We start from the raw sequence: 13,599 nt of genomic DNA, 5'->3' as shown, positions 1-13,599 counted from the left end.
TTGGCTTAGCCAGTAGGGCAGTTTGACCACCAACAAAGAACAACGTGATGCGCTCGATACCAGATTCTTTTGCCTGTTCGTCGGCTTCCTTGGCGGCTGCTCTCGCCTTAACCAGTTCAAAATCTTCAAAGGTTTTCTCTAGCTTTTCCGGGCTCATTCTCTTCATGGTAGTTAGGATGCGGTCTAAGTCGATGCCTTTATTCATGATGTGTCCTTGCTGGTGGTGTTCTGCTAAATAAACATATGCTTTGGTACGCCGAAACGTTCCGATAGCGCTTTAATGTGTCCAACGGTTAGTTGGCGTTTACCGCTTAGGATTAGCGATACTAGCGACTTGCCACCAATCTCAGGTAAATCACTTAGAGTTAGGCGGTATTGGTCGATGAGAACGCGAAGAGTGGCGATACCAGTATCTAGGCTATCAATGTGCGCGTTAAACTCTTGGAAGTGTTCTGATTCTTCCTCGTAGCGTTCAAGTACAGGGAATAGCAAGTCAATCAAGACATGGTTTTCCTCGTAGTCTTCTACTAGCGTATCCATGAGTTCCATAAGCTCTAGATATTGCTCATGGTCACGGATGCCTTGTAACCAAGGCATCGCTGTGTGAATTTCATTTGATAGGGTTTTTAGAGCTTGAATGTTCATGCTTACCCCTTTACCCCTTTGTTCTGTGTTGGTCTGCTATCTTGTCGTATTCTGCGTGGGTAACGATGTATTTAACGAAGCATTTCCCACCTGTAAATTCGATAAAGGCGATTAACCTTAATGAACCTCCGCCAATGTCGATGACATACCACTTGTCTACGTATTTAAAGTTATCCAATGACGGAAAAAGTTGTTTTAGTTGTTCTGGTGTTTTTGCTTTTGTTGCTTTTAGCGTTTTGAAAGTTGAGTCTAGTGCCTCGGCACATTGCGGATATAGTCGCTTTGCCGTTTCAAAAGGCTCTCGTTTAATTACGTGCATTTCCTAACTCTTGTTTACATCATGTAAACACTATAGGACACTCACACCAAGTTTACAATATGTAAACAAAAAGACCTGATTAATTGAGCCTTTATGGAGTGAGCAGTCCGAAATGCTTGTTATATGCTTGTGTGTGCGCCTATAATTTATGCGCACACACAATACGCACAGGTTACTATTATGAGAAATGCATATAGTACGCAAGCACCAAAGAAAGCTACAAACTTAAGCTTAAACAGTGAGTTACTTGCGGAGGCTAAACGGTTAAATATAAACCTTTCGGCAACAATGGAAAAGGCACTTGAAAAAGAAGTACGTCAACGCCTTAAGGCTGAATGGTTAAAGCAAAATGCTGAGGGCATTAATGCTTGTAACGAGCTAACTGAAAATCATGGACTATTTTCTGATTCTTACCGAGTATTCTAATGTCACAATTCTCGCTATACAAAAACAACGATAAAAACACAGCAACCGCATACCCATACTTTGTTGACGTTCAAAGTGGATTGCTGGATACATTGAACACTCGGTTAGTTATTCCGTTGACGCCTACTGAGTTGTTAGAGAAAAAAGCACCTAGTCATCTATGTCCCGTAATCCATATTGATGAAGGTGACTTCGTAATTCTGACGCATCAAATGGCAAGTGTACCAACCAAAATTCTAAGAGAGCCTGTAAGCAATCTAAGCACTTTTAGAGACGAGATCATCTCTGCTATCGATTTTCTTATTACGGGCATATAACGCCGCGCTAAGTGGTGAGCCACGCAACCACGACACTTAACTTGGACGCAGTAAACACTAAACTTGATCCAAACTAAAAATGCCAAGCGTTGGGAATCACTCTTAAATGCTTTGTTAAAACGCAGTTTTACACATCATATTCCGACAGCATTTGACGACAATTACGAACTGTTAGTACGCGGATTTCATGACTTAAGCCGTGGATAATACGATAGTGACCAAAGATAATTTCACGATAATTCGTATGAGACATTTCAGGAACAAAGCGCCCCACTTCAGGCATACTGCCAAGTAGTTCACTTTTATCAAAACTTCGTTGACCCACTTTTCTGCTGCAGATGGGTTATCCAAAGAAATGAACTCCGCTGTATCGCCTAACTTTTGAAGCGCTAATGGAGACCAAATTACTTTCATTTTTTAATGCGCCCCAAAACTTGAGCACGCGCATCATCATTGGAAACGCCAAGACCTGAAGCTAACTGAGCTTCCGCTGTACGCATTTCTTCCAGCAATTCGATTTTCTTCTTGCATTGCTTCATACTCTGCAACATCAAGAACAACAGCAACACCTTTGCCACGTTGTGTAATTACCAATGGACGGCGAGTCTCATTGATTTGTTTGATGTAAGAAGCTACACCTGCGCGAAGCTCAGACAACGGTTGAATGTCTTGATCGAAATGAATACGACTCATACTGAACTCCATCTGGTACAAAATAATGTACAAATAGTAGTTCAACTAACCGTTATGAGAAAGAAGTCGATTCTGCGTTATAACACCCTTAGATACCTCATCAACCTTCAAGGCAATAACATGAAGTAGTAGATAAATAAAACTTAACTAACTTTACCCATTCACTAACGTAATGAAATTCAGGCACAATCTTATAAGCATTATTGAGATTTCTCTACGAAGAAAAAGGTAACACGCTTCAAATTTAAACATGAAGAGGGTTTGTTATTTAAGGTTAAGCAATCAGTTCTTGTGCTTCCACAGAGGCTTCCGACTCTGCTTGCGAAGCTGCCTTACCTTTCAGTTCCATCATGAGTTGTTTAACCAAAATTCCGTAGATAAACATCATCGGTAGTCCCGCGACCACGCACAAGGATTTAATGGTATTGATACCACCACCCGTGAGGAATACGCTAAAGCTGATAAGTGCGATCGCCCCTGCCCACATCAATTTGACCTTGTTATCTGGGTCTCCGTTTAGGGACAGCTGATTCGTCGTCAGCATCGAGGTGGCCACGCTAGCGCTCGACATCGTAGTCAACATCAAGAAGAACTGAATCACCAAAAAGACCGCAAGAACCACATTGTTCGCTGGCAAGGTTTTGATCAACGAGACGACGGCAAACGTCAATCCACCATTGCTCATCCACTCTTGAACGGGATAACCACCTAATAACTGCGCCCAAACCGCATAGCCCCCAAAGATTGAGATAAAGAATGCGCATCCCAGAGCGCCCATAGAGATGGTATACAAGATGACTTCACGGATAGTGCGGCCTCTCGATATGCGCGTAATAAACAACCCCATCATGATTAGGTACGCGTAGTACCAGAACCAATAATATTGAGTCCATGCTTGAGGGAAACCACTCTTTTGCACCGGGTCTGTCCAAAGAGACATGCGGAAGAAACTATCGAGCATGACACCGAGTGAATCCGTCACGTTGTTCAGCACAAATTGTGCATTTGATGAAAACAGCACAAATAAGGCAAAGATAATCGCAGTGATGACCGTGTAATCGGATACATTACTGATGCCTTTGTTGAAGCCCACCAGCGTCACTGCGAATAAAACCAATACGAACAAGAAAATGATGCAGCCTTGAAGCAACAAATTATTATCTATCCCAAATAACTCTGCTGCTCCTGTACTAAGCAGAGTAACGGTTAACGCTAATGAACTAGCAAAGGCCGCGAGTGTTCCGAAGATGGCCAAAAGGTCGACGCATTTGCCCACGATTGGATTCTTACCCAATACGGGTTCACACAGTGTGGAGAGCTTCAATGTACGGCGTTTTTGTACATAGAAAGCGTAAGCAAAAGGAATCGCAGGGAAACAGTAGATCGCCCACCCTGTAATTCCCCAGTGGAACATTGAATAAGTGACTGACCACGCCGCTGCAGTGTAGCTGTTCGCTTCGGCAAATAGCGGTGGAGATTGCAGGTAGTACATCGGTTCTCCAATCCCCCAATAAATGAGCGATGCACCAACACCAGCCGTAAAGATCATACCGCCAAAAGAGAAGTTCGAATACTCAGGCTTTCCTTCCCCTAATCGAATGTCACCGTACTTGGAAAACGCTAACCACAGTAGAAAGCCAACAAGAGTAAGACTGCAGATTTGCACCAACCAGCCAAACCAATCAGTCACAAACGTCATTGCGTTGTTCGCCATAGCTTGAGACTGCTCAGGGAACATCGAAGAGACAAGTAAAATGAGTAGGACAGTGCCAATCGCAGGAATGGTGAGTCCGAGATTAAGATTCTTCAAGGCTGTCTCTCCATGCTGTGAGTTCTTCAATATGACTAGGCTCAATGCCACAACAGCCACCAATGATACTCGCCCCTAAACGATACCACTTTTTAGCGTATTCTAGATATTCTGTTGGAGAGAAGTTTCTAAGCCCTTGGTATGACTCATTCGCTTGGTGATTCGCTTTAATTGGTGCAAAGCTGTTTGCGTAGACACCAATGGTTAACGTTTTCCCTGTTCGTCTCAGCACTTGATTCACATCTTTGATCGCTTGTTCAATCACTTCAGGAATTGAGCAATTGAAAAAAATACCGGTCGCATTAGTATCAAGAAGCGCCTCAACGGCGTCAGTGACAAGCTCACCAGAGCGCAGATGCGAGACTTCGCTGACTTCATCTTCTAACGTGAACGAGATGTAAACTGGCTTGTCGCTTTTAGACAGAACTTTGCTGATCACTCGCGCTTCACCAAGGCTTGCAACGGTTTCCGCCAACCAAATGTCTACATGTGGCTCTTGCGCTTCAAATAGAGTCACATTGATGTCGTAAGCACGCTTTTCTTCAAATAAATCAGGTCTATAAGAACCAAAGGCAGGAGGTATCGCGCCGGCAACAAGCACTTCTTTTTGTGACGCGGTCACGACATCACGAGCAATTTTCGCGGCTTTCTCTGCCAGCTCGCGTCCCTGCTCGGCATACAAATCTTCACCTAGATGAAACGGAACACAGGCATAGCTGTTGACGGTAATGATTTGTGCTCCAGCATCAATAAAACCCTGATGCGCTTGCGTAACATGTTGTGGGGATTCGATAAGTGCTTGGGCACTCCAGTGAGGTTGAGAAAACGGTGCGCCTATGCGTTTTAGCTCGCGCCCCATGCCCCCATCCAATATTGTAAGATTCATCATTTAGACTTCCATACTGCTAAAATCCATATGGCAATTCAATCACAATATGATGTAAGTGAAAGTTATATTTTCTCACTCTTAATATGAAGAAAATTCATATTAGTAGAAGAATTGCTGTGCAGATGTCTTAATGACAAAGACTACGTATGAGTTTCCGCCATCAGCACAACGCACCACTCTGTAATGAGTTGGGAAAGGAAATAAGTAGACGCAGTCCTATTTAGTTCATAGGGCAAGAAAATAAGCCGTGAGTTTAACCGCCATAAAAGAGTCCATCACCAAGGATAAAACCAAGCGGTTACATCGCTCCTGTGTCAATACCGCAACAGCCTTCAGTCCTGGTCACAAAGGCGTTAAGATCAAGTCTTATTGTTGTTATGCTAAAAGATAACTCGAGATGCCATAAGACTTATACATTGGTACACCTTCGGCTATGAGATACTTTTATAATTTTATGTTATTAAATATCCTCATATGGCTATCTTCAAAATCTGGTCAAGAGATATCCATTAGGATTGATTATTTTTATGGATACTAAAGCCTTGAGAGCATCAAAGTATACGAGCCTAAAGCTCAGAAAAAAGGCCTCTAGGAGCACCTGAGGCCATTTGAAAATGTAAGGTTAAGAAACAACAGAGTAAAAATAAAAACGACTAACTAAAAAAATCAGCTAAGTCCAATTTCAGTTACTTGACTCGTCTCCTTTCTGCTATGTCAGCATATTCCATATGCTTTTGAGCGAGCATACAAATAAGATGAACAGCCCTGTAGCTTATTTTCCTTTAAGGACTCCAGCGCCATCGGTTGCTCTACAGACGTATATATCCTCCTTAAGGCCAGTTGCAGATTCGTATTTATTTTTAACGGCGAGTTTTAGATTTTCGACTAAATGCATAGGAACCAGAGCAACAACACAACCACCAAAACCACCGCCAGTCATTCGCACACCACCTTGGTCACCAATCGTATCTTTCACAATTTCAACTAAAGTATCGATTTCTTTAACTGTGATTTCAAAGTCATCACGCATTGACGCATGTGACTCCGCCATGAGTTCGCCCATACGCTTTATGTCGTGCGCACGAAGTGCTTGCGCCGCTTTAACAGTGCGGTCATTTTCTGTGATCACGTGGCGAGCTCGCTTCGCAACCATGTCATCCAGCTCAGACACTTTTTCGTCAAACTGCTCAATGGTAACATCACGTAACGCTGCCACACCAAAGGTGCGTGCCGCTTCTTCACACTGCTTACGGCGCGTGTTGTATTCGCTGTCTACCAAGCCACGTTTTTTGTTCGAGTTGATTATCACAACCGCGATGTCCTCTGGCATCGGGACCGCCTCGGTTTCTAAACTACGACAATCCAATAATATGGCGTGGTTTTCACGACCTTCTGCCGAAATCATTTGGTCCATGATACCGCAGTTACAGCCAACGAATTCGTTCTCTGCTTGCTGACCATTTAGGGCTATTTCTGCTTGGCTGATTTCCAGATTAAACAGTACTTTAAACGTTTGCCCTATCACCACTTCCAATGCAGCCGATGAGCTTAAACCTGCTCCTTGCGGAACATTACCACTAACCGCAATATCCGCTCCAGTAAATTGGTAACCGCGAGAAAGAAGACTTTTGACCACCCCGCGAATATAGTTCGCCCACATTTGGTTAGATTGGAATACAATCTCTTGACTGATATCGAACTCATCAATTGCATTACCATAATCCACGGATACCACACGTACTAGAGTGTCTTCACGTTTCGCAGCAGCGACTATCGTTTGGTAATTGATTGCGCATGGCAGCACAAAACCATCGTTGTAGTCAGTATGCTCACCAATGAGGTTTACACGGCCAGGAGCTTGAATAATATGGCTCGGTGCATAGCCCAGCAATTCTTCAAAAGAGCTTTCAACATTTTGGATTAAATCAGACATAAGTGGCGTTCTCTTAAGATATAAATTTGGTGTTGGGGAAGTACTTTGAGCCTCATGTTTCATCGCAAGGTGGTACTCCCCATTTTGTTCGCTATCAATAGTTCTCGAGAGTTTATGACTCTTTATAATGCACATCACTTAAATCGCGTAAACGTTGTGCAGCCTGCTCCGCTGTTAGGTCTCGTTGATTTTCTGCGAGCATTTCATAACCCACCATGAACTTGCGAACCGTGGCACTACGAAGTAATGGTGGGTAGAACAGCGCATGTAATTGCCAATGGTTGATATCGGTGCCTTCTTCAAAGAATGGTGCATAGTGCCAACCCATCGAGTAAGGAAAAGAACATTGGAATAAATTGTCGTAGCGACTCGTCAGCTTTTTGATAGCAACTGCAAGGTCATCACGTTGTTCATCGGTTAGCTCACTCATGCGGCGTATGTGTACTTTCGGAAGAAGCATGGTTTCGAACGGCCATGCAGCCCAGTACGGTACAACGGCAATCCAATATTCAGTTTCAACCACTGTACGTGAACCGTCTTTAAGTTCAGCTTGCACGTAGTCCACCAGCAAGTTGCTGCCATGTTCTTGGTAATACGCTTTTAAGTTGCGCTCTTTGCGCTCAATTTCGTTTGGTAAGAAGCTGTTCGCCCAGATTTGACCGTGTGGGTGAGGCTGAGAACAACCCATGGTTTCGCCTTTATTTTCGAATGCTTGAACCCAAATGTAGTCTTTGCCTAACTCTTCGATTTGATCATTCCATGTATCAATCACGCCGCGAATTTTATCAACTGGCAATTCCGGTAAGGTTTTGCTGTGATCAGGCGAGAAACAGATGACGCGGCTCAAACCACGCACACCCTGAGATTTGAATAGCGGATTATCTGACTTAGGTGCATCTGGTGAGTCCACCACCAATGCTGCAAAATCATTTTGGAATACGTATGTACCTTGGTAATCTGGGTTAACATCCCCTGAAATACGCGCATTAGTTGGACAAAGGAAGCACTTCTCATCGTAGCTTGGTTGTTCGTTAATCTCTGGTTTCTCATCAGCCCCACTCCAAGGACGTTTAGCACGATGAGGAGAGACCAAAACCCACTGCCCGGTTAATGGATTGTAACGGCGATGTGGGTGATCTATTGGATTGAATTCAACATTTGACATATTACTTGCTCATCTTTTTTAGTCTGTCTTCGATTTGGCACACACCAAACTCATCAATTTGTTTAAAAGAAGTTTCGAGTACATTAATACCCGTCAGGATTACTCGATTGCCAATTCCACGTATCTGCCGTCATTTCAGCAATGCTGCGGGTAGCTTTCCAACCGAGCTCTCTTTGTGCTTTTTCCGTACTGGCCCAACATTCTGCAATGTCTCCAGGGCGACGAGGACAAAGCTCGTAAGGGATTGGATGACCACATGCCGTTGAGAACGCTTCGACCATTTCAAGTACGCTCGAACCTTTGCCCGTGCCTAAGTTGTACACGTGCAAGCCGGCCTTTTCGCCGACCGATTTCAGGGCTGCGATATGGCCGTCAGCCAAATCCATTACGTGGATGTAGTCACGAACACCAGTGCCATCCGGTGTGGAGTAGTCGCTACCGAATACCGACAATTTTTCTCGACGACCAACCGCGACTTGAGCGATGAACGGCATTAAATTGTTTGGGATCCCCTGTGGATCTTCGCCCATGGTGCCCGACGGGTGTGCACCAACGGGGTTGAAGTAACGTAACAAAGTCACACTCCAATCCTGTTCAGCTTGAAACAGGTCACTCAAACACTCTTCCACCATGTATTTACTGCGACCATAAGGGTTAGTGGTTGCACCTGTTGGTGACTCTTCCGTAATAGGCACAACCTTAGGATCACCATAAACCGTTGCAGATGAGCTAAATACAATGCTTTTTACACCCGATTTGCGCATACTGTGCACCAACACCAATGAACCATTAACGTTATTATCGTAATACTCCAATGGTTTTATAACGGATTCGCCAACGGCTTTTAGACCTGCAAAATGAATCACAGCTTGAATATCATGTTTATTAAATACTGAGTCTAAAAAGTCTTCATCTCGAATGTCGCCTTGATAGAAAGCTGGTTGCTGCCCTGTTAGTGCCTCTATACGATTTAATACCTCTATTTTGGAATTACATAGGTTGTCTACGATGATTGGTTCCATACCAGCTTTGATCATCTGCACACATGTGTGACTACCGATATACCCCATTCCGCCTGTGACAAGAACTGCCATAAATACTTTTCCACCTTTCAACGTAAAAATCTCTAGATCAGGTATACCCGCATCATGCGCATATTCGGGCATACCGATCTATCTACTTGCTGTCCGTTTTTAATGATTAAATAATTAGTGTGGTTTGATTACGGCATGTACATATCATTCAGCTTGGTTACCTGTTTGCTTTTCCTACGTTTCAATAAATAGTTAAAGGTCACACCAAGCATTAAGATAACACCGCAAAAACCATACACTTGCATGACCGTTGGGTCGTTTGAAACAAAACCTACGTCCGAAAACATTACATATGCACCCAGCACCATATAGAGAATGACTGCGGACGCCTCAAAGCGGAAAGACCATGGCGTCACATCGATGCTTTCATTAACTGGCATCACATAATCCGTATCACGTGGCACAAAAAAACCAATCGCAAACATCAGTAAAGTACAAACTACAAATAAAATCGCTAATTGATGTAAGAAGTGGATTGGGGTGTCAAAGATCAATTGCATCGCAGCATAGGAGCTCACAAAAATCGTTAGTGCAACTTTGGCTGCAATAGCTGGTACACGTTTTGAAATGTAACCAACGAACACAATGGTGAAGATAGGCACACTGAAAAAGCCAGCAACCATTTGTAAATATTGGAATAAACCTTCTGGTGCATATAGGATAAACGGTGCAATACAAACAGAGATAATGGCAATGATGACTCCGAATAGCCGCCCCTTACCGACTAACTCTTCATCGGACTTATCTTTACCAAATAATGGCTTATAAACGTTCAATGCAAATAGTGTCGTAGAACTGTTTAACACACCATTAAACGTACTTAATATGGCACCAAACATAACCGCAACAAAGAAGCCAACAAGAGGCTTGGGTAACACTTCATTCACTAAGCGCGTATACATTGTGTCGGGATTACCTGCATCAGAGCCAAACATGTGGAAGGCAATGATGCCGGGAATGATAAGGAATAATGGAGAGATAACCTTAATTGCACCTGCGAGAATGACACCCTTTTGACCTTCTTTCAGGTTCTTTGCGCCAAGCGCACGCTGAATGATGGATTGGTCGGTGCCCCAATAATACAAGTTCACCAATAATAGGCCCGTGAACAGAGTAGAAAATGGCAGTGGATCCGTTTCTTTACCTACGGATTGCAGCTTCTCTGGTGCGGCAGTGAGCAACACGTCCAAACCTTCTATAAAGTTACCGCCGCCTAATGCCATCAGGCCAAATACAGGGATCATTAGGCCACCAAGAATCAATCCTACACCATTGAAGGTATCAGCAATAACGACAGCTTTTAGACCACCATAAATAGCGTAAAAGAAACCTAACAAACCTATCGTGGCAGAGACCAGTGCGATGGAGCTAAATTCAGAAATACCCAATAAACCTTGTACATCGAAGATTTCGCCTAGTACCACTGCGCCAGCGTAAAGAGTAGTAGGAAGAATGTTGATGACGTATTGACACAAGAACAACAAAGTAACGAACTTCTTCACCGACATGTCATAACGGCTTTCTAAGAAATCTGGAATGGTGGTGATACCTTGCTTGAGGTAACGCGGTACAAGCAGCAGCGCAATGACAACCAGAGTAACGCCAGAGGCAACTTCCCACCCCATCACACTCATATTGTGGGTGTAGGCTTGAGCACTCATACCGACAAAACTGGTTGCACTCAAATTGGTAAGAATTAGCGAGCTGGCAATCAGTCCGCCCGTCAAACTTCGTCCTCCAAGGAAGAAACCATCTTGAGAGGTGTGTTTATCATTTTTAACTTTGCTGTAAGTGAACACCACAACAAAGCCCGTAAACAGCAAAAACGAAAGTAATACTGTAATAGACATTTTGTTTCCTTAACAAGTTAAGCAATTCAACTTGCTTGTTGGTTGTAGGGTGCCCCTCTAGCGAGTATAGGAGTGTTTTATCAGGAACAACGTAAGTTGAAACTGGTCGCTAGAGGAGGCAGGTAGAGGTTTAACGTTTTTTAAGATGAACAATAAGCGCTGATTCGGGATCGAGGATCGGGAGTGTCACCCCAATTTCTTTTAAGTTATCACCACTTAGAGTCAGAGTTTTGTCTAGCCATTTCGGACGTTGTTTCATCAATTGAAAACTGGTCTGTGGCATTTCCACAATCTTGATTTCGTAACTGGCCTTTTCATCCGCACAACTCACCCGAAGTGGAGATGGTAGCGCGTGATTTGGCATGGCCAACTGGCAGACCGTAATCAGCATTTCTTTCCCGTTTTCAACACCATAGATGTTCTGGCTATGATCTGCTGGGTCAATACGGAAAGCACGCCCAGAGTGAAGCAAGTCGCGATACTGTTTGTGCAATTGAATATAATGGGCGAAGGCTTGTTTTTCTTCAGCACTCTCTTTTACTGGATCGAGTTCAACGCCCATGTGACCACTTAACGCCGTCACTCCACGCATATTGATGGCATGGCGACGGTTAGTTGAATGACATTCCGCAGGGCCAATGTGTGCACCCATTACTTCAGGCGGAAAGAAATAACTCATACCGCGCTGAATAGCTTGACGTTCTAGCGCATCGTTACAATCAGAAGCCCAGAAGCGATGAGTGCGTTTAAGGATTTCAAAATCAATACGACCACCACCTGAAGAACAAGACTCAATCTCGACCTCAGGATGTGCCGCATAAAGTTCATCTAACAGACGATAAAGCGCTTTAGTTTGACCATGTACAGCTGGCTTACCTTGATGACCTGGCTGCACCAGTTCACGGTTCATATCCCACTTTAGGTAGCCAATGTTGTAGCGAGTTAGTAAGTCATTCAAACGATCAAACAGGTAGTTGAAGCAATCTTTGTTTTGCAAATCCAACACGTATTGCCAACGACCTGAAGGCTGATGGTAGCCTTGCAGACTCAACACCCAATCGGGGTGTTGGCGATATAGATTTGAGTCTTGGCTGACCATCTCGGGTTCAACCCAAAGACCAAATTCCATACCTTTGTTGTTTACGTGCTCAATCACTGGTTCAAGACCATTTGGGTACTTCGTTTCATCCAAATACCAGTCACCAAGCGCGGCACGTTCGCCATCACGACCAACGAACCAACCATCATCAATAATGAAGCGCTCGACCCCCATCTCAGCGGCTTCGGTTGCCATCTGCATGATGTACTCAGGGTTATGATCAAAATAGATACCTTCCCATGTGTTTAAGTGAACCGGGCGGGGTTTACTGCTTGGAAACTGGATAATATTGGTGCGAACAAACTCATGGAATCGTTGTGAAATACCGTTCAAACCCGAGTTGCTGTATGTTGCGTAAAGCCACGGGGACTGGTATGTCTCACCACTTTTTAAACGCTTTTCACCAGAGAGTAACAACTCGCCGGCTTGAACAAAGCGGCGACCATCACTACGAACATCAGCGCGCAGTTGATGATTACCACTCCAACCAAGATGAAAGCCCCATACGTGACCCAATTGCTCGCCAAAGCCATTCGTGCCAGCGAACAGACCAGGGAAATTTTCATGAGAGGTTCGGCCACGGCGGTTTTCTTGCATAAAGCCACCATGTTCAAAGCGCAAGCGTTGAGTTTGAAATTCATGACACCAACGTCCGTGAAATGTCATTAATTCGTTGGCATGATTAGGTAATGGTAAAGTGGAAGAAAGCTTATCTAAACAATACTCGCTTGACGCGATGTTCTTTATTGAGATGCGTTTTTGCACCACGTCGCTATTGAAATCAAGGTGCAGCTCAATGACCAACTCAAGCCCAGCGATGTCGTCTTGAAGTATAAATGTTGCACTACCATCATTTTGCTCAATAGATTTGGTTATGAACACGGGCGCCCAATTATCGCCATTTCGGTGTCCTTCAATACCAGGCGCATTAAAGTGACCACTACCAAGCTCTGGGCATAGTGATAACGGCACGTCGACATCAAGACGAGCCTGAGAAATAGGCCGCTCGGTCGAGAGGATTAAATCAGGGTCAATCTGAGCTATTTTCGCTCCCCAATGAAGGATTTCAGGAACACGATCCACTTTAATGATCATGCTGTGATTCTTAGACTTTAAGTGAACAAATTTTTGCATTCTGCTTCTCTGTTTTCGCAAACATTTAATCTATAAATAATGATGCGCACATTCAGCTTTATTACGACAAAAAAGCCTAACAAATGTGACTCAAATCATGTTAAGGAGGTATTTTTTGTGTGGTTGATCTTGTGTTTTCGGAAACATTTATTCATGTTTTTACGACATTAATCACGAGGAAATTTGAATGAATATGGTAGAATGAATAGCAAATCTGGATAGGAG

Annotated in this window: 12 protein-coding genes and 2 pseudogenes; 2 read left to right on the top strand and 12 right to left on the bottom strand. The window is 43.8% G+C overall.

Annotation, left to right across the window (positions count from 1 at the left end; all coding sequences use genetic code 11):
- The 3 genes from IQR33_RS11655 to IQR33_RS11645 form a co-directional block, all read right to left on the bottom strand.
- On the bottom strand, nt 1–205 hold a 205-nt coding region (locus tag IQR33_RS11655), incomplete at its 3' end, for a hypothetical protein (RefSeq protein ID WP_193843709.1).
- Between the two features lie 26 nt (nt 206–231).
- On the bottom strand, nt 232–645 hold the full coding sequence (locus tag IQR33_RS11650) for a helix-turn-helix domain-containing protein (protein ID WP_025998577.1): 414 nt from the start codon (nt 643–645) through the stop codon (nt 232–234).
- 10 nt (nt 646–655) lie between these two features.
- On the bottom strand, nt 656–964 hold the full coding sequence (locus IQR33_RS11645; protein WP_136976188.1) for a type II toxin-antitoxin system HigB family toxin: 309 nt from the start codon (nt 962–964) through the stop codon (nt 656–658).
- Nucleotides 965–1,144: 180 nt separating this feature from the next.
- On the opposite strand from IQR33_RS11645, the gene IQR33_RS11640 reads away from it, so the two are divergent.
- A complete protein-coding gene (locus IQR33_RS11640; RefSeq protein ID WP_025998575.1) occupies nt 1,145–1,390 on the top strand; it encodes a type II toxin-antitoxin system CcdA family antitoxin in 246 nt (81 codons plus the stop codon).
- Nucleotides 1,390–1,707: a CcdB family protein gene (locus IQR33_RS11635; RefSeq protein WP_017634137.1), complete on the top strand. Its 318-nt coding sequence runs from the start codon at nt 1,390–1,392 to the stop codon at nt 1,705–1,707. Before IQR33_RS11640 ends, IQR33_RS11635 begins: the two co-directional genes overlap by 1 nt.
- A gap of 127 nt (nt 1,708–1,834) precedes the next feature.
- On the opposite strand, the pseudogene IQR33_RS11630 reads toward IQR33_RS11635, so the two are convergent.
- The 9 genes and pseudogenes from IQR33_RS11630 to IQR33_RS11590 all read right to left on the bottom strand — a co-directional run bounded on the left by IQR33_RS11630 (nt 1,835) and on the right by IQR33_RS11590 (nt 13,374).
- Nucleotides 1,835–2,121: pseudogene (locus IQR33_RS11630) on the bottom strand (type II toxin-antitoxin system RelE/ParE family toxin).
- Nucleotides 2,118–2,400 (bottom strand): annotated as a pseudogene (locus IQR33_RS11625) (type II toxin-antitoxin system Phd/YefM family antitoxin). The pseudogenes IQR33_RS11630 and IQR33_RS11625 overlap by 4 nt, the downstream one beginning before the upstream one ends.
- A gap of 274 nt (nt 2,401–2,674) precedes the next feature.
- Nucleotides 2,675–4,210, bottom strand: a complete 1,536-nt coding sequence (locus IQR33_RS11620) for a BCCT family transporter (RefSeq protein ID WP_017634138.1) — start codon at nt 4,208–4,210, stop codon at nt 2,675–2,677.
- A complete protein-coding gene (locus IQR33_RS11615; protein WP_193838001.1) occupies nt 4,197–5,099 on the bottom strand; it encodes a homocysteine S-methyltransferase family protein in 903 nt (300 codons plus the stop codon). Before IQR33_RS11615 ends, IQR33_RS11620 begins: the two co-directional genes overlap by 14 nt.
- A 772-nt stretch (nt 5,100–5,871) precedes the next feature.
- Nucleotides 5,872–7,032, bottom strand: coding sequence for a galactokinase (gene galK / locus IQR33_RS11610; protein ID WP_017634140.1), 1,161 nt, complete (start codon nt 7,030–7,032; stop codon nt 5,872–5,874).
- 112 nt (nt 7,033–7,144) lie between these two features.
- On the bottom strand, nt 7,145–8,197 hold the full coding sequence (locus IQR33_RS11605) for a UDP-glucose--hexose-1-phosphate uridylyltransferase (RefSeq protein ID WP_017634141.1): 1,053 nt from the start codon (nt 8,195–8,197) through the stop codon (nt 7,145–7,147).
- An 83-nt stretch (nt 8,198–8,280) separates the two neighbouring features.
- Complete coding sequence (gene galE / locus IQR33_RS11600; protein WP_193838002.1) at nt 8,281–9,291, bottom strand: UDP-glucose 4-epimerase GalE; 1,011 nt, start codon at nt 9,289–9,291, stop codon at nt 8,281–8,283.
- 128 nt (nt 9,292–9,419) lie between these two features.
- Complete coding sequence (locus IQR33_RS11595; protein ID WP_193838003.1) at nt 9,420–11,141, bottom strand: solute:sodium symporter family transporter; 1,722 nt, start codon at nt 11,139–11,141, stop codon at nt 9,420–9,422.
- Nucleotides 11,142–11,271: 130 nt separating this feature from the next.
- Nucleotides 11,272–13,374: an alpha-galactosidase gene (locus IQR33_RS11590; RefSeq protein ID WP_017634144.1), complete on the bottom strand. Its 2,103-nt coding sequence runs from the start codon at nt 13,372–13,374 to the stop codon at nt 11,272–11,274.
- Nucleotides 13,375–13,599: the final 225 nt, after the last annotated feature.

Origin of the sequence: Vibrio sp. OPT46 (assembly GCF_015163535.1) — a bacterium.
In the GTDB taxonomy this organism is placed as follows: Bacteria; Pseudomonadota; Gammaproteobacteria; order Enterobacterales; family Vibrionaceae; genus Vibrio; species Vibrio alginolyticus.
The sequence above is the reverse complement of the archived record's forward strand: the minus strand, read 5'-3'. Positions and strand labels throughout refer to the sequence as shown.